Below are 15,031 nucleotides of genomic sequence, written 5' to 3'. Positions count from 1 at the left end.
CAGGAAGCGAAGTGGGTGGATGACTCGAAGATGCGGGGGCGCAACCTATATATCAGGCATGCGTCCGCAAGACATCCTGTTGCCAGCTGCTGCCGGCCTGTGCTGCAAGCCCGGCGGTTTCCATATCGATCCTGTCCGCCCGGTCGAGCGGGCCGTGATCACACACGGCCATTCCGACCATGCCCGCGCCGGCCATGGCGCGGTGCTGGCGACGCAGGAAACGCTCGACATGATGCGGCTGCGCTATGGCGAGAATTTTGCCGGATCGACGCAAGCGATCCGCTATGGCGAGGAGATCCGGCTCGGCGATATCAGAGTGAAATTTCACCCCGCCGGCCATGTGCTGGGCTCCGCGCAGGTCGCGGTGACCTGCAAGGATACCTGCATCGTCGCCTCCGGCGACTACAAGGACGCGCCGGACCCGACTTGCACGCCGTTCGAGCTGGTGCCCTGCGACGTCTTCATCACGGAAGCCACGTTCGGCTTGCCCGTGTTCCGGCATGGCGATGCCGCGGACGAGGTGAAGAAGCTGCTCGCCTCGGTCGCACTGTTTCCGGAGCGTGCGCATCTGGTCGGCGCCTATTCGCTCGGCAAGGCCCAGCGCGTGATCAAGCTGTTGCGGCAGGCCGGCTATGACGCGCCGATCTATCTGCATGGCGCGATGGAAAAGATCACACACTACTATCAGAGCCGCGGGATCGACCTCGGCGAGCTCAAGCCGGCGGCCGGGATGAAGAAGGCAGCGCTCGCCGGCACCATCACGCTGGCACCGCCCTCGGCGACGTCGGATCTCTGGACACGGCGCTTTCCCGATCCCGTCACCGCCTTCGCATCGGGCTGGATGCGCGTGCGCGCCCGGGCGCGGCAGCGCGGCATCGAGCTGCCGCTGGTGATTTCCGACCACGCCGACTGGGACGGCCTCACCGCAACCATCGCCGCGACCGGCGCCGGCGAGATCTGGGTCACCCACGGCCAGGAAGATGCGCTGGTGCATTGGTGCAAGTCGCAAGGTCTTCGCGCGCAGCCGCTCGATCTCGTCGGCTATGGCGACGAGGAGGAAAGCGAGACGCCGCTTCAAGGCGAGGCCGAAGCATGAACCGCTTCGCCGAACTTCTGGACCGCCTCGCCTACGAGCCCGGCCGCAACAACAAGCTGCGGCTGATCACCGGCTATTTTCGCGAGGTCGGCGATCCCGACCGCGGCTACGCGCTGGCGGCTCTCACGGGCGCGCTCAGCTTCAAGCACGCCAAGCCCGCGCTGATCCGCGATCTCATCGCGTCGCGGACCGACGAGGTGCTGTTCGGGCTGAGTTACGACTATGTCGGCGACCTCTCGGAGACGGTCGCGCTGATGTGGCCGAAGGCCGCGCTGGCAGCTCACAACAACCCGCCGCCGCCAACCCTCACCGAGGTCGTCACCACGCTGCGCACGCTCGGCAAGACCGAGCTGCCAAAACAGCTCGAACGCTGGCTCGACGAACTCGACGAGACCGGCCGGTGGGCACTTTTAAAACTCGTCACCGGTGCACTGCGCATCGGTATCTCCGCACGCCTTGCGAAAACTGCCGCTGCGGCGCTCGGCAGCAAGGATCCGCATGAGGTCGAGCTGATCTGGCCCGGGCTCGCGCCACCCTATCTCGACCTGTTCGCCTGGCTGGAGGGCCGCGGCGAGAAGCCGGTCAATCGCGACCCCGCGCCGTTCCGGCCGGTGATGCTGGCGCATGCGATCGAGGAGACGGATTTCCAGAACCTCGATCCTGCGGACTACATCGCCGAATGGAAATGGGACGGCATCCGCGTGCAGGCCGTGGCGGGACGCGACGAGCACGGCCACATCACGGCGCGGCTCTATTCGCGCACCGGCGAGGACATCACGGGAAGCTTTCCGGATCTCGTGCCGTCGCTGCGGCTGGCGGGCGCAATCGACGGCGAGCTTCTGATCCTGCGCGAGGGCCGTGTGCAGAGCTTCAACGTCCTGCAGCAGCGCCTCAACCGCAAGGTCGTCTCGCCGAAGCTGATCAAGGAGTTTCCGATCCACCTTCGCGCCTACGATCTGCTCGGCGACGACGAGAACGATCTGCGCGAACTGCCCTTCGCGGCGCGGCGCGCACGGCTGGAGACATTCATCGGCAAGCTTGGCGATCCCCGCATCGATCTGTCCCCCACCGTCCCCTTCGCAAGCTGGGACGCACTCACAGCCGCGCGCGCCGATCCGGCCAGTGCCGGCGCGGGCGAGGATGCGGACGCCGTCGAGGGCGTGATGCTGAAGCGGCGCGATGCGCCGTATCTGCCGGGACGGCCGAAGGGCCAGTGGTGGAAGTGGAAGCGCGATCCGCACATCATCGATGCCGTGCTGATGTATGCGCAGCGCGGCCACGGCAAGCGCTCGTCCTATTATTCCGACTACACCTTCGGTGTCTGGACCGCAGGCGCGGATGGCGACGAACTGGTGCCGGTCGGAAAAGCCTATTTCGGCTTCACCGACGAGGAGCTGTTGCAGATCGACCGCTTCGTCCGCCGCAACACCACCGAAAAATTCGGCCCCGTGCGCCATGTCGTGCACGAGGGCGACAAGGGGCTGGTGCTGGAGGTCGCCTTCGAGGGGCTCCAGCGCTCGCCGCGACACAAATCCGGCGTCGCCATGCGCTTCCCCCGCATCAGCCGCCTGCGCTGGGACAAGCCGCCGCGGGACGCCGACCGGCTGGAAACGCTGGAAGGGATGCTGAAGGCGGAGGTGGCGGAGATTGAGGCGTGAGGCAGTCGATCTCGCCGCAACGGCAGTGCGCCCCCTCTCCCGCTTGCGCGAGAGGTGACCGCGCCCGCGGCTGGCGGCGTGCCCAAATCCAGACGCTGGCGCTTGCCCGAATTAAAATCCCGTAAGCCGATTGACGGCCGGTTACGGGTTCCCCATGTGCCTCGCCGTGCCCTATAATGGGGTCGAATCCGCCAAGGAGTTCGTGATGGTCCAAGACGTCAGAGATTTGCCGGCCGGCCGCAGCGACGGCCTGAACCGCTTTCTCGGCGGCTCGCCGCTGGCGGTCGCGTTCCGCCTGGCCCTGCTCTCGATCCTGGTCGGCGTCGTGCTGGCCACGATCGGCTTCGATCCCTGGAACATCATCTACAGTATCCGCCTCCTGTTCCAGCGGATCTGGGATCTCGGCTTCGATGCCGTGAACTGGCTGTGGCGCTACTTCCTGCTTGGCGCCGTCATCGTGATCCCGATCTGGCTGCTGATGCGCGTGTTCGGCACGCCGCGCCGGTAGAGTTTCGGGAGCCCGCAGCCGATGCAACTGCGTTTCGTCGGCTGCGGTGACGCCTTCGGCTCCGGCGGCAGGCTCAACACCTGCTTCCACGTGTCAGGGCGCGCTGCGAACTTCCTGATCGATTGCGGCGCGTCGGCTCTGCCGGCGCTGAAGCGGCTGGAGATCGACCGCGACGAGATCGACCTGATCCTGATCACGCATTTCCACGGCGATCATTTCGCCGGCCTGCCCTTCTTCCTGCTCGACGCGCAATTCTCGCGGCGGACAAGGCCACTGACGATCGCGGGCCCGCAAGGCATCCAGACGCGGCTGGCGCAGGTGATGGAGGCGCTGTTCGAGCATTCCTCCAGGACCAGGCAGCGCTTCGCGCTGGACGTCGTTGAGCTCGCGGCGGAGCAAAGCCAAAGCTTCGGCCCGGTGAAGGTGACGCCCTACCCGGTCGTGCACGGCGAATCCGGCGGTCCCTTCCTGGCCTATCGCGTCGAGGCCGAGGGCCGCACACTCGCCTACAGCGCCGACACCGAATGGACGGAGGCGCTCATTCCGCTGGCGCATGGCGCGGACCTTTTCATCGCGGAAGCCTATATGTACGAGAAGGTGGTCAAGAACCATCTCAGCCTGAAGACCTTGGAACAGCACCTCCCCGCAATCGGCGCCAAACGCCTCGTCCTCACCCATATGAGCGACGACATGCTGTCGCGCCTGGATCACATCGACCATCTCACCGCCGAAGACGGCATGGTGCTCGTGTTCTGACATGCACGCGCCAATTCCCCTCAAGATCGGCTCCCGCCAGGTGTTCGCCATCGCCGGTCCCGCGATGGTCGCGAACCTGACCACGCCGCTGATCGGCGTGGTGTCGACCACCGCGATCGGCCGGCTCGACGATGCCGCACTGCTCGGCGGCGTCGCGATGGCGTCCGTGATCTTCGACTGCCTGTTCTGGCTGTTCGGCTTCCTGCGCATGAGCACGCTGGCCTTCACCGCGCAGGCGCTCGGCGCCGGTGAGACGCGCGAGCAGACCGTGATCCTGGTGCGCGGCTTCATCGTCGCCGGCCTGATCGGCGCGGCCCTGATCGTGCTGCAATTGCCGCTGGCCGGCGCGCTGTTCGACCTCATGGGCGGCAGCGAGGGCGTCACCCGCGCCGCCAAGACCTACTTCATGATCCGGATCTGGTCGTCGCCGTTCGCTTTCGCCAACTACGTCATTCTCGGCTGGCTGGTGGGACAGGCACGCGCCAATCCGGCGCTCGCGCTCCAGGTCGTCATCAACCTCATCAACATGGCAGCGACGATTTTGCTGGTGCTGGTCTACGATACCGGCATCGCGGGCGCGGCGGTCGCGGCACTGCTCTCGGAAACGACAGGCTTCGTGCTCGGCGTGATCGTGTGCCGGCGCCATGCCGACGGCGGCTTTGCCGTTCCGCGCGCAACGCTGTTCGATCGCGCAAAACTGATGCGGCTGCTGGCGGTGAATTCCGACATCATGATCCGCACCGCGGCGCTGATCGCGGTGTTCCTGTTCTTCACCGCCAAGGGCGCGCGGGCCGGCGACGTCACGCTGGCCGCGAACTCCGTGCTCAACAACTTCCTCCTGGTCAGCGCCTTCTTCCTCGACGGCCTTGCGAATGCGGCTCAGCAGCTTTGCGGCCGCACCTTTGGCGCGCGCGACGCCAAGGGCTTTGCGGATTCGACCCGGCTGGTGCTGCTCTGGGGCCTCGGCTTCGCGCTGGTCGTCGCGGTGCTGTTCGCGCTGCTGGGAACGTCGCTGATCAATGTCATGACCGCGAGCGAGGATGTCCGGCGCGCCGCGCGCGAGTTCCTGCCGTTCATCGTGCTTGCGCCCATCCCCGGCGTGTTCGCCTTCGGCTTCGACGGCATCTATGTCGGCGCCACCTGGGCGCGCGAGATGCGCAATCTGATGCTGGCCTCGCTCGCGATCTTCTTCGGCATCTGGCTGGCGCTGCAATCCCTCGGCAATGCCGGGCTGTGGTGCGCGCTGATTGCATTCTACGTCGCACGCGGCGGCCTGCAGGGCGCACGCTATCCGGCGCTGTACAGGGCGACGTTCGCCAAATCGTAACTCTCGTGTCCCGGACGCGCTGCAGCGTGAAACGGTGCGCAGAGCCGGGGCCCGAGAGCTACACTCCCGGCCAGTCTTCCGCCGTCAGCGTCGCAGCATCCGCACCGACGATTTCGGACAGCGAATCCCGTCCCGTCCGCAGCAGCGTCGACGTCAGGTCGCGCTTGATCTCGTCGACGAGGCCGAGGCCCTTATAGACCAGCGACGAATAGAGCTGGATCAGGCTCGCGCCGGCGCGAATTTTTGTCAGCGCGGCACCACCGGAGTCGACACCGCCGACGCCGATCAGCGGGAACGCACCCTCGACGCGCACATAGGTCTCCGCGACCATGCGCGTCGACAGGCGGAACAACGGCCGGCCGGACAGGCCGCCCTGCTCCTTGGCCCGCATCTCCTCGCGCAACGTGCTTGGCCGCGCGATCGTCGTGTTCGACACGATCATGCCGTCGACCCGGCGCGAGCGCGCCACCTGCACGACGTCGTCGAGCTGGGCGAGGCTCAGATCAGGGGCGATCTTGAGCAGCACCGGCGTGTCGCCGGCCTTCTGCCTGACACGCTCGCGCGCGTCGATCACGCGTGCGAGCAGCTCGTCGAGCAGCGCGCCCTCCTGCAAATTCCGCAGGCCCGGCGTGTTCGGCGAGGAGACGTTGACGGTGAAATAGCTCGCGACCGGCGCGAAGGTCTCGATCAGCTTGACGTAATCGGCGACGCGGTCGGCTGAATCCTTGTTGGCGCCGACATTGACGCCGACGATGCCGCCATGCTGCGCGCGCGCGGCGAGCCGACGCAGTGCGACTTCCGCGCCGTCATTGTTGAAACCCATGCGGTTGATCACCGCCTCGTCACGCTCGAGGCGAAACAGCCGCGGCCGCGGATTTCCGGCCTGCGGTTTCGGCGTCACCGAGCCGATCTCGACAAAGCCGAAGCCGAGCCGCAGCAGCGCGTCCGGCACTTCCGCGCTCTTGTCGAAGCCCGCGGCCATGCCGATCGGATTGGGAAAGTTGAGCCCGAAGGCGCGCACCGCAAGCTTGGGATCGTCAGCGCGCGGCTTGACCGGCGGCAGGAAGCGCAGGCCCTGGATCGCCAGGCGGTGCGCATCCTCCGGATCGAGCCAGCGCAGCACCGGCAGCGAGAAAGCGTCGAAAGCACGGATCACGGCAGGAGCTCCGGAACGTCGTGGCCGCCGTCGGAGCGCATGTTGAGATTCATCACCGAGAGCACCGCGCCGAGATCGAGCTCGCCATAGAGATGCGGAAACAGCTCCTCATTGCGCGAGCGCTCCCAGCGCAATTCGCCGCCAAGCGCATCGCCGTCGACCTCGATCAGAAACAGCGCGCGCTGCCCGGAATAGTGCTTGCGCAGGGTCTCGGGAACCTGGGAGGCGGTCGAGAAATGGATGAAGCCGTCGCGCGTATCGTCCGCGCTGCCCCGGTACACGCCCTGCCGTTCCGCCTCGCGCCAGGCCGAGGCCGGACAGATTTTGTAGATCTTGACCACCGCTTGCGGAGCCCTTTGAGTCTTTTGGGTTTTTTCGTCTATTGCGGGTCTTAAAACCCGGGCGCGACCGTAAAGGCCACCCCCTCCGAACTCAAGAGTTAGCCGCCGCCCCTTGCGCGAAAAACGGAAAACCGGTTGATTTGAGGATAGTTTTCCTGAGTTGCGACGGGCTGGACCTTCCATGGTCAGACAGGCCAAAGCGCAGAGGATACTCTCTCACGACCAGATCTGGGTCGCACTGGATCGGCTGGCGGAGCGCGCCGGGCTGTCGCCCTCGGGCCTCGCCAAGCGCGCCGGGCTCGATCCCACCACCTTCAACCGGTCCAAGCGCGTCACGCCCGACGGCCGCGAACGCTGGCCGTCCACCGAATCGATCGCAAAGGCGCTGGCGGCGACCGGCGCCTCGCTCGACACCTTTGCCAGCCTGATCGGCGATGAGGCCGGCGACGCCCGTTCGGTGCCGCTGCTCGGCTTCGCACTGGCCGGCACGAGCGGCGCTTTCGACGAGTCCGGTTTTCCGGCTGGCAAGGGCTGGACCGAGACCGCGCTTCCCACCGCCGAGGACCCCAATACGTTTGCGCTTCAGATGTCCAGCGATGCGCTGGCGCCCGTTTATCGCGACGGCGACGTCATGCTGATCTCGCCCGGCGCGCCGATCCGCAAGGGGGACCGCGTGGTGGTGAAGACCAGGGCAGGCGAGGTCGCGGTCGCGACGCTGACGCGCCGCACGGCCAAGGCGCTGGACTTGCAGCCGCTCGTTACCTCCCAGACCGGGCGCACCATCGCTGCGAGCGAGGTCGCGTGGGTCGCGAGGATCGTGTGGGTGAGCCAGTAGGTTCGCAAGCGCGATCGCCGTTGCGACTCACCGCGGCTCTCGCCTAGGTTGCGCACACATTGCCGATCAAATTCATCTTGGGGGGAATATGATGAATCGCCGCCACGCATTGAAAGCGCTCGCGGGTCTCGCGCTGTGTCCGCTGTGCAAACCGGCCTTTGCCGCCGAAGGCATGCATTGGGGCTATGAAGGCGCCGGTGCTCCTGCCAAATGGGGCGACCTCGACGCGGCCAACAAGGCCTGCGCGGTCGGCCTGCAACAATCGCCTATCGACATCGAAGCGACGGTGAAATCGCAATTGCCCGCGCTGAAGCTGAGCTGGGGCAGGAGCGCCGACACCATCGTCAACAACGGACACACCATCCAGCTCAACTTCGCCGAAGGCAGCACGCTTCTTCTCGGCGACGTCAAGTACAAGCTGCTCCAGGTACATTTCCACCGGCCGAGCGAGCACATGATCGGCGGCAAGAATTTTCCGATGGAGGCGCATTTCGTCCATCGCAACGATGCCGGCGGGCTCGCCGTGGTCGGCGTGCTGATGGCGGAAGGCAAGCCGAACGCGGCTTTCGGCAAGATCGTCAAGACCATGCCGGCGGCGGAAGGGCCCGCGGTGAAAGCCGACGCAAGCATCGATCCTCACGCCATGCTGCCGCAAAAGCTCGGCTATTTCCGTTATCCCGGCTCGCTGACCACGCCGCCCTGCTCCGAAGTGGTCGAATGGCTGCTGCTGACCACCCCCATCCAGGTGTCGGCGGCCGACGTCGCGGCGTTCGCAAAGCTCTATCCGATGAACGCACGCCCGGTGCAGAAGGACAACCGGCGTTACGTGCTGCGCTCGATCTGAGCGGGACACTTCGGATTTTTAGCCCGGATGGAGCGAAGCGCAATCCGGGCTACGGCCTCACGCGCTCCGCGCCAGCGCGCCGTCGATCATGTTGACCGCGTTCTGCACGCCATAGACCGCGACGAAGGAGCCGAAGCGCGGACCCTTCTCCTGGCCGAGCAGCACCTGGTAGAGCATGTTGAACCAGTCGAGCGTGACGCCGGGGCGGCCGTCCTTGCCCTTCTTGACCTGGTCGAGGAACGGCTCGCGGCGGCCGATCTCGTAGACGACGTTCTGGATGTCTTCGGCCGACGCGTCCTGCGCAAGCTGCGACAGCGCATCGCGCAGGTCCTGCAACGCGGCGCGCTCGGTGTCCGTGGGCACGCGGAACGTCTTCGTCGGCGCGACGAAGTCGCGGTAGTAGTTGATGGCATAGCCGACCATCGCATCGAGCTTGGGATGCGTCTGCGGGCTCACGCCGGGACGATAGCGTCCGATGAAGCCCCACAGCGTCTCGGCATTCTCCGCGTTCGACGACGACACCAGCGTCAAGAGCAGCTGGAACGTGACGGGCATGTCGCCCTTCGGCGGGTGCCCGCTATGGACGTGCCAGACCGGATTGCCGAGCTGCTGCTTGCCGTCCTGCTTGGCAAAGCCATCGATGAACTGCTGGTACTCGTCGACGTTGCGCGGGATGACGTCGAAATACAGCCGCTTCGCCGCCTTCGGCTCGCGGTACATGAACAGCGACAGCGATTCCGGCGAGGCGTAGCGCAGCCATTCGTCGATGGTGAGGCCGTTGCCCTTCGACTTCGAGATCTTCTGACCCTTGTCGTCGAGGAAGAGCTCGTAATTGAAGCCTTCGGGCGGCGTGGCGCCAAGCGCCCTGGCGATCGCGCCCGACAGCTTGACCGAATCGATCAGATCCTTGCCGGCCATTTCATAATCGACGCCGAGCGCGACCCAGCGCATCGCCCAGTCGGCCTTCCACTGGCATTTTACATTTCCGCCGGTGACGGGCGTTTCGACTTCCTGGTTCGTATCCGGATCGACATAGGTGACCGTGCCCGCGGCAACATCGCGGCGGATCATCGGCACCTGGAGCACAACACCGGTGGTCTTGCTGATGGGCAGGAACGGCGAATAGGTGGCGCGGCGATCGGGGCCGAGCGTCGGCAGGATGATCGCCATCACCTTGTCGTAGGCGGCCAGCATCTTGAGCAGCGTCGCGTCGAACCGGCCGGAGGTATAATAGTCGGTCGAACTCGCGAACTCGTAGTCGAAGCCGAAATGATCGAGGAAGGCGCGCAGGCGCGCATTGTTGTGCGCGCCGAACGAGGGGTACTCGTTGGAGAACGGATCCGGCACCCGCGTTAGCGGCTTGCCGAGATGCGCGGCCAGCATCTCCTTGTTGGGAACGTTGTCGGGCACTTTCCGAAACCCGTCCATATCGTCGGAGAAGGCGAGCAGGCGCGTCTTGATCTTGTCCTCGGTCAGCACGCGGAAGGCGTGCCGCACCATCGAGGTGCGCGCGACCTCGCCGAACGTGCCGATATGCGGCAGGCCTGACGGACCGTAGCCGGTCTCGAACAGCACCTCGTCCTTCGGACTTTTCTTCAGCCGCGCGACAATGGCCTTCGCCTGCTCGAACGGCCAGGCGTTGGATTGTTCGGCGAGCGCACGCAGGTCGCTCGGATTCGCGGCGAGATCGATAACGGACATTGAGGAGCCTCCGGGCCGCGGAAAATAGCGATTTTCGCGCGGAATGCAAAAACGGTCTTAATCGTCATTCCGGGGCGCGCCACTTGGCGCGAGCCCGGAATCCATACTCCCGACTGGTGGTTATGGATTCCGGGCTCACGCTTCGCGTGCCCCGGAATGACGACCGATGGCTAGAACGGGCTCACCGAGAAATACCGCAGCCACAGGTCGGTATAGCGGCCTTTTTCCCAGACCCGGAACATCGCCCAGTTCAGCGCCTGGCGCAGCACGTCGTTGCCCTTGCGGACGGCGATGCCGATGCCCTCGCCGAAAAAGCGGCTCTCGACGAAGGGGCCGCCGGCAAAGGCGCAGCAATCGCCGGAATCCGTGCCATTGATCCAGAACGCCAGCGAGATGGCGTCGCCAAAGATGAAGTCGACCTCGCCCTTGCGCAAAGCGGAGCGCATCGCGTCGTCGTTGGGATAGGGGTGCAGCTCGGCGTCGGTGAACATCGCCTTCAGATACGCCTCATGCGCGGAGCCACCGATCACGCCGACCTTCTTGCCCTCGAGATATTCCGGGCGGATCTCCGGCATCACCGCATCCTTGCGCGAGGCGAAGCGCGCCGGCACGCGGTAATAGGGATCGGAGAAGTCGACGCGGGCGCGCAGCTGCGGGCTCACCGCCATCGAGGCGATGATGGCATCGCCCCGGTTCGAGGTGAGCGCATCGACCAGGGTCTCGAACCGGCGCATCTGCACAGTGCAGGTGACCTTGATCTCCTCGCAGAGCGCGCGGGCGAGATCGACGTTGAAGCCGGCCGGATTGCCGTCGGCGCCGGTGTAGTTGAACGGGGGGTAATCGGTCTCGGTCAGGAAGCGGATCACGGTCAGGCGCGACAGGTCTGGCCGCTCCGGCCGCCGCCGCGGGTCCCAGAAGCCGGGCACGGCCTGCGGAGCCGCCTGGGGCGCGACCTGCGGCGTGGCCTGAGGGGCAGCCGGAGGCTGCTTGGCGGGGGCCTGGGCATGGGCGGCCGGCAGGCCTGCGAGCAGGCAGGCGCCAGCGACCAGCCCGAGCAGGACACGGCGCACGATTCTGGGCGATTTTACCTGTCGCGACGGGGCCATCGGCGGGAAATGAACGAATTTCATTGGGATCGGAGGGCGTTATAGACCATCCGGCCGGGAACGCGAGTGGGGAATGCGGCCGTGGTGAAGGTGAACTCCCTCTCCCGCTTGCGGGAGAGGGTCCGGAAGTGCCTCCACGAAGGGACTCCCCCAGAGGAGAGAACCCTCACCCGGCGCCTCGCGCCGACCTCTCCCGCGAGCGGGAGAGGTTACACCGAGGACGCCGCGCGATAAGTCCGCCAAACTCAGAGATACCGCTTCAGATCCGCCGCGGCCTCTTCCGGGGTCCGCTTCAGGTTGAACGGCGAGACGAAGCGGCCGTCGCGGTCCATCAGGTAGATCAGCGCGGTATGGTCCATGGTGTAGTCGCCATCCTTGGTCGGGACCTTCTTGGCGTAGACCCGGTAGGACTTGATGACGCCTGCGATCGCGTCGGGATCGCCGCTGAGGCCTTCGAGATGCGGATCGAAACTCGACAGATAGTCCTTCATCGTCGCCGGAGTGTCGCGCTCGGGATCGACCGAGATGAAGACGGCATTGACCTTGTCGGCGTCCTTGCCGAGCGCGCGCAGCACTTCCGAGATCTCGAACAGCGAGGTCGGACAGACGTCGGGGCAGTGGGTGTAGCCGAAGAAGATCAGGGTCGGTCTGCCCTTGAGGTTCTTGTCGGTAACGGCCTTGCCGTTCTGGTCGGTGAGCTGGAACGGGCCGCCGATCGCGGCCGGCTGCGCCACCTTGCTGACCCCGCCCATGGCCCAGAACACGATCAGCAGCCCGACGACGAGGCTTGCGGCGAAGGCGGTCGCGATCACCAGCGGACGGGCGGTGGCATTCATGAGCGGAAAACTTCCTGTCGCGGGTCAGAAGCAGGCGGCAAAGCCGGTCCTGATCATTTCGAAGAACACCTGGCTGCCGTAGTGGAACCACAGCGCCAGCGCGCCGAGTACGACGAGACCGCCAACGCCCGCGCCAATCAACAGCAGCACGGACGGCAGCCGGCCGGCAGTGGGCGAATTGTCCGATACAGGATGTGCCGGGTGCAGTGGTTGAGCCATGACAATGGTCGGAGCAAAGGGTTCCCTGCCTCTGAAATAGGCGTTCGCGCGGGGCCGGGCAAGCGCGGCGGGGGCGGCCGGGATCACGTGGTGGTGCTCTCCGTCGCCCCGTTCTTGCGGGGGAGGATCGGGGTGAGGGGCTCTCTCCATACGGGAGGTGTTGCCGATAGACCTGTACCCCTCACCCGGATCGCATCTTGCGATGCGATCCGACCGCTCCCCGCAAGCGGGGAGAGGTGAAACGAGAGTCCTGCAAACGAATGAGCCTTACCTTGACGGCGGCTTGTTGGCCGAGGCCTGCGCGTCCAGATAGCAAGGCTTGTACATGGCCTGGAGCTGCTTGCCCTTCAGGAACAGCATGTGCGGGGTGAGGCCGCCGCGCTGGTTGATCCAGCGCTTCACCTGCGAAGGGTACATCGCATAGAGCATCTGGGTTGCTTCGGAATTGGTGACGGCGCGGCCGTTGGTGCCGAAATCCCACGCGGCGTGGAAGCCGAGCGTTGCGTGCGAGGTCACGCAGATCCGGTCAGCCGGGATGGCGCCGAGCACGATGGTGCACGCGGAGGCGCAGAGACCGTCGATGATGACGGTTTCGCCGGATTGCCTGAGGTCCTGGTATTTGTCGACGTAGGTTCCAATCCGGCCACCGCGGTCATCCGCGATCCGAACCACTGCGTGAGAAGCCCCCATGCCCGCGATCAGGAGAACCGCCGCAAGCAACCCCGTCAGAAACTTCATTGTCCCCCGCCCCAGTCGAATTCGAATCTGCGTGTCAGGTGGTGATGCAAGGCCAGCGTCTGTCGTAACCGCGGTTTTGTCTAGGCAGGCCGGCTCGCTCAAAACAAATTCAAATCCAGTGTTGCGTCGGCGCTGCACTCAGGCCCGGCTCCATCCCAAAGTGGAACAAGTTAACGGTGTCTTACGCGACAAACCCTTGATCTCAGTTGCAACCGCTGGCTTCAATCCGGGCAACTACAGGGGGGAACTCAATGACTGAGCAGGCGGACGTGATTGTCGTCGGCGGAGGACTATCCGGACTGGTGGCGGCAACCGAGATCGCCGATGCCGGCAAGCGCGTGATCGTGGTCGACCAGGAAGGCGAGCAATCGCTCGGTGGCCAGGCGTTCTGGTCGTTCGGCGGATTGTTCCTGGTCGATTCGCCGGAGCAGCGCCGTCTCGGCATCAAGGACTCCTACGACCTCGCGATGCAGGACTGGCTCGGCACCGCCGGCTTCGACCGCGACGAGGATTTCTGGCCGCGCCAATGGGCCGAGGCCTATGTGGCGTTCGCGGCGGGCGAGAAGCGCGACTGGCTGCGCGCGATGGGGCATCGCATTTTCCCCGTGGTCGGCTGGGCCGAGCGCGGCGGCTATGACGCGATGGGTCACGGCAATTCGGTGCCGCGCTTCCACGTCACCTGGGGCACCGGCCCCGGCATCGTCGAGCCGTTCGAGCGCCGCGCGCGCGAGGCGGTGAAGAGCGGCCGCCTCACCTTCAAGTTCCGCCATCGCGTCGATGCGCTTTCCATCACCAACGGCACCGTGGACGGCATCAGCGGTGCGATCCTCGCCCCTGACACGAGCGAGCGCGGCAAGAGCTCGTCGCGCAACGTCGTCGGCGAGTTCGCACTGAAGGCGCAGGCCGTGATCGTGGCGTCCGGCGGTATCGGCGGCAATCACGAGCTGGTGCGGCAGAACTGGCCCAAGCGGCTTGGCGAGCCGCCGAAATTCATGATCTCCGGCGTGCCCGAGCACGTCGACGGCCGCATGATCGGCATCACCGAGACATCGGGCGCGCGGCTGATCAACCGCGACCGCATGTGGCATTATGTCGAGGGCATCCAGAACTGGAATCCGATCTGGCCGCGCCACGGCATCCGCATTCTGCCCGGCCCCTCCTCGATGTGGTTCGACGCCACGGGCACGCGGCTGCCCGCTCCGCTGTTCCCCGGCTCCGACACGCTCGGCCAGCTCCAGTACATCATGTCCACGGGCTATGATTATTCCTGGTTCATCCTGACCCAGAGCATCATCAAGAAGGAATTTGCGCTGTCGGGATCGGAGCAGAACCCCGACCTGACCGGCAAGAGCTGGCGCATGACCCTGCGCCGCGCCACCAACAAGGGCGCGCCGGCGCCGGTGGAGGCGTTCAAAAGCCATGGTGTCGACTTCATCGTACGCGACAAGATCGAGGATCTCGTCGCCGCCATGAACAAGCTCGCCGGCAGCGACCTCCTCAAGCTCGAGCACATCAGGATGCAGATCGAGGCGCGCGACCGCGAGATCGCCAATCCCTATGTGAAGGATGCGCAGGTGATGAACATCCACAATGCGCGCCGCTACATCGGCGACAGGCTGATCCGCACCGCCTCCCCGCACCGCATCCTCGATCCCGCCCAGGGGCCGCTGATCGCGGTCAAGCTCAACATTCTCACCCGCAAGACACTCGGCGGCTTCGAGACTGATCTGGACTCCCGCGTGTTCGGCGGCGAAGGCAGCGTCATTCCCGGCCTCTATGCGGTCGGCGAAGCCGCCGGCTTCGGCGGCGGCGGCGTGCACGGCTATCGCTCGCTGGAGGGTACATTCCTCGGCGGCTGCCTGTTCTCGGGCCGCAATGCGGGCCGCGCAGCGGCGAAAGCGGTGGGCTAG

At 65.6% G+C, this 15,031-nt stretch carries 15 protein-coding genes; 8 read left to right on the top strand and 7 right to left on the bottom strand.

Annotated elements, in window-relative coordinates; genetic code table 11:
- The first annotated feature begins 58 nt into the window (after nt 1-58).
- The 5 genes from PMI42_RS17655 to PMI42_RS17635 all read left to right on the top strand — a co-directional run bounded on the left by PMI42_RS17655 (nt 59) and on the right by PMI42_RS17635 (nt 5,345).
- Nucleotides 59-1,096: a ligase-associated DNA damage response exonuclease gene (locus PMI42_RS17655; RefSeq protein ID WP_008136507.1), complete on the top strand. Its 1,038-nt coding sequence runs from the start codon at nt 59-61 to the stop codon at nt 1,094-1,096.
- Nucleotides 1,093-2,754, top strand: coding sequence for a cisplatin damage response ATP-dependent DNA ligase (locus tag PMI42_RS17650; RefSeq protein WP_008136506.1), 1,662 nt, complete (start codon nt 1,093-1,095; stop codon nt 2,752-2,754). Before PMI42_RS17655 ends, PMI42_RS17650 begins: the two co-directional genes overlap by 4 nt.
- Nucleotides 2,755-2,959: 205 nt before the next feature.
- Nucleotides 2,960-3,262: a DUF6460 domain-containing protein gene (locus tag PMI42_RS17645; protein ID WP_035966013.1), complete on the top strand. Its 303-nt coding sequence runs from the start codon at nt 2,960-2,962 to the stop codon at nt 3,260-3,262.
- A 21-nt stretch (nt 3,263-3,283) separates the two neighbouring features.
- Nucleotides 3,284-4,018 carry an MBL fold metallo-hydrolase gene (locus PMI42_RS17640; RefSeq protein WP_008136502.1) on the top strand — a complete coding sequence of 245 codons (735 nt, stop codon included), beginning with the start codon at nt 3,284-3,286 and terminating at the stop codon, nt 4,016-4,018.
- A gap of 1 nt (nt 4,019) precedes the next feature.
- Nucleotides 4,020-5,345 carry an MATE family efflux transporter gene (locus tag PMI42_RS17635; protein ID WP_008136500.1) on the top strand — a complete coding sequence of 442 codons (1,326 nt, stop codon included), beginning with the start codon at nt 4,020-4,022 and terminating at the stop codon, nt 5,343-5,345.
- A gap of 58 nt (nt 5,346-5,403) precedes the next feature.
- Here PMI42_RS17635 and PMI42_RS17630 read toward each other — a convergent pair whose 3' ends face one another.
- Together PMI42_RS17630 and PMI42_RS17625 are read right to left on the bottom strand one after the other, a co-directional pair.
- Nucleotides 5,404-6,501, bottom strand: coding sequence for a quinone-dependent dihydroorotate dehydrogenase (locus PMI42_RS17630; RefSeq protein WP_008136498.1), 1,098 nt, complete (start codon nt 6,499-6,501; stop codon nt 5,404-5,406).
- Nucleotides 6,498-6,842, bottom strand: coding sequence for a DUF952 domain-containing protein (locus PMI42_RS17625; protein WP_008136496.1), 345 nt, complete (start codon nt 6,840-6,842; stop codon nt 6,498-6,500). The genes PMI42_RS17630 and PMI42_RS17625 overlap by 4 nt, the downstream gene beginning before the upstream one ends.
- A gap of 181 nt (nt 6,843-7,023) precedes the next feature.
- On the opposite strand from PMI42_RS17625, the gene PMI42_RS17620 reads away from it, so the two are divergent.
- Nucleotides 7,024-7,677, top strand: a complete 654-nt coding sequence (locus tag PMI42_RS17620; protein WP_008136494.1) for a S24 family peptidase — start codon at nt 7,024-7,026, stop codon at nt 7,675-7,677.
- A gap of 91 nt (nt 7,678-7,768) precedes the next feature.
- Nucleotides 7,769-8,521 (top strand): carbonic anhydrase, encoded by a 753-nt coding sequence (locus tag PMI42_RS17615; protein WP_008136492.1) that lies wholly within the window; start codon nt 7,769-7,771, stop codon nt 8,519-8,521.
- Nucleotides 8,522-8,578: 57 nt separating this feature from the next.
- Here the strand turns inward: PMI42_RS17615 and PMI42_RS17610 are convergent, their stop codons facing one another.
- The 5 genes from PMI42_RS17610 to PMI42_RS17590 form a co-directional block, all read right to left on the bottom strand.
- Nucleotides 8,579-10,222 carry a lysine--tRNA ligase gene (locus PMI42_RS17610; RefSeq protein ID WP_008136490.1) on the bottom strand — a complete coding sequence of 548 codons (1,644 nt, stop codon included), beginning with the start codon at nt 10,220-10,222 and terminating at the stop codon, nt 8,579-8,581.
- A 170-nt stretch (nt 10,223-10,392) separates the two neighbouring features.
- Nucleotides 10,393-11,328: an ABC transporter substrate-binding protein gene (locus tag PMI42_RS17605; protein ID WP_035966009.1), complete on the bottom strand. Its 936-nt coding sequence runs from the start codon at nt 11,326-11,328 to the stop codon at nt 10,393-10,395.
- A gap of 245 nt (nt 11,329-11,573) precedes the next feature.
- The gene (locus PMI42_RS17600) at nt 11,574-12,164 is read right to left on the bottom strand and encodes an SCO family protein (RefSeq protein WP_008136487.1); all 591 of its coding nucleotides are present in this window, start codon (nt 12,162-12,164) and stop codon (nt 11,574-11,576) included.
- Nucleotides 12,165-12,188: 24 nt separating this feature from the next.
- Nucleotides 12,189-12,383 carry a hypothetical protein gene (locus tag PMI42_RS17595; RefSeq protein WP_035966002.1) on the bottom strand — a complete coding sequence of 65 codons (195 nt, stop codon included), beginning with the start codon at nt 12,381-12,383 and terminating at the stop codon, nt 12,189-12,191.
- A gap of 267 nt (nt 12,384-12,650) precedes the next feature.
- A complete protein-coding gene (locus tag PMI42_RS17590) occupies nt 12,651-13,121 on the bottom strand; it encodes a Clp protease/crotonase-like domain-containing protein (RefSeq protein WP_008136483.1) in 471 nt (156 codons plus the stop codon).
- A 251-nt stretch (nt 13,122-13,372) separates the two neighbouring features.
- Between PMI42_RS17590 and PMI42_RS17585 the strand changes: the two genes are divergently transcribed.
- Nucleotides 13,373-15,031 carry an FAD-binding dehydrogenase gene (locus PMI42_RS17585; RefSeq protein WP_008136482.1) on the top strand — a complete coding sequence of 553 codons (1,659 nt, stop codon included), beginning with the start codon at nt 13,373-13,375 and terminating at the stop codon, nt 15,029-15,031.

The sequence above is a fragment of the Bradyrhizobium sp. YR681 genome (assembly GCF_000282615.1).
Classification (GTDB): Bacteria; Pseudomonadota; Alphaproteobacteria; order Rhizobiales; family Xanthobacteraceae; genus Bradyrhizobium.
The sequence above is the reverse complement of the archived record's forward strand: the minus strand, read 5'-3'. Positions and strand labels throughout refer to the sequence as shown.

Coding starts and splice junctions, on each gene's coding strand:
- PMI42_RS17655 (WP_008136507.1), top strand. CDS start 59: ATGCGTCCGCAAGACATCCTGTTGCCAGCTGCTGCCGGCCTGTGCTGC.
- PMI42_RS17650 (WP_008136506.1), top strand. CDS start 1,093: ATGAACCGCTTCGCCGAACTTCTGGACCGCCTCGCCTACGAGCCCGGC.
- PMI42_RS17645 (WP_035966013.1), top strand. CDS start 2,960: ATGGTCCAAGACGTCAGAGATTTGCCGGCCGGCCGCAGCGACGGCCTG.
- PMI42_RS17640 (WP_008136502.1), top strand. CDS start 3,284: ATGCAACTGCGTTTCGTCGGCTGCGGTGACGCCTTCGGCTCCGGCGGC.
- PMI42_RS17635 (WP_008136500.1), top strand. CDS start 4,020: ATGCACGCGCCAATTCCCCTCAAGATCGGCTCCCGCCAGGTGTTCGCC.
- PMI42_RS17620 (WP_008136494.1), top strand. CDS start 7,024: ATGGTCAGACAGGCCAAAGCGCAGAGGATACTCTCTCACGACCAGATC.
- PMI42_RS17615 (WP_008136492.1), top strand. CDS start 7,769: ATGAATCGCCGCCACGCATTGAAAGCGCTCGCGGGTCTCGCGCTGTGT.
- PMI42_RS17610 (WP_008136490.1), bottom strand. CDS start 10,222: ATGTCCGTTATCGATCTCGCCGCGAATCCGAGCGACCTGCGTGCGCTC.
- PMI42_RS17605 (WP_035966009.1), bottom strand. CDS start 11,328: ATGGCCCCGTCGCGACAGGTAAAATCGCCCAGAATCGTGCGCCGTGTC.
- PMI42_RS17600 (WP_008136487.1), bottom strand. CDS start 12,164: ATGAATGCCACCGCCCGTCCGCTGGTGATCGCGACCGCCTTCGCCGCA.
- PMI42_RS17595 (WP_035966002.1), bottom strand. CDS start 12,383: ATGGCTCAACCACTGCACCCGGCACATCCTGTATCGGACAATTCGCCC.
- PMI42_RS17590 (WP_008136483.1), bottom strand. CDS start 13,121: ATGAAGTTTCTGACGGGGTTGCTTGCGGCGGTTCTCCTGATCGCGGGC.
- PMI42_RS17585 (WP_008136482.1), top strand. CDS start 13,373: ATGACTGAGCAGGCGGACGTGATTGTCGTCGGCGGAGGACTATCCGGA.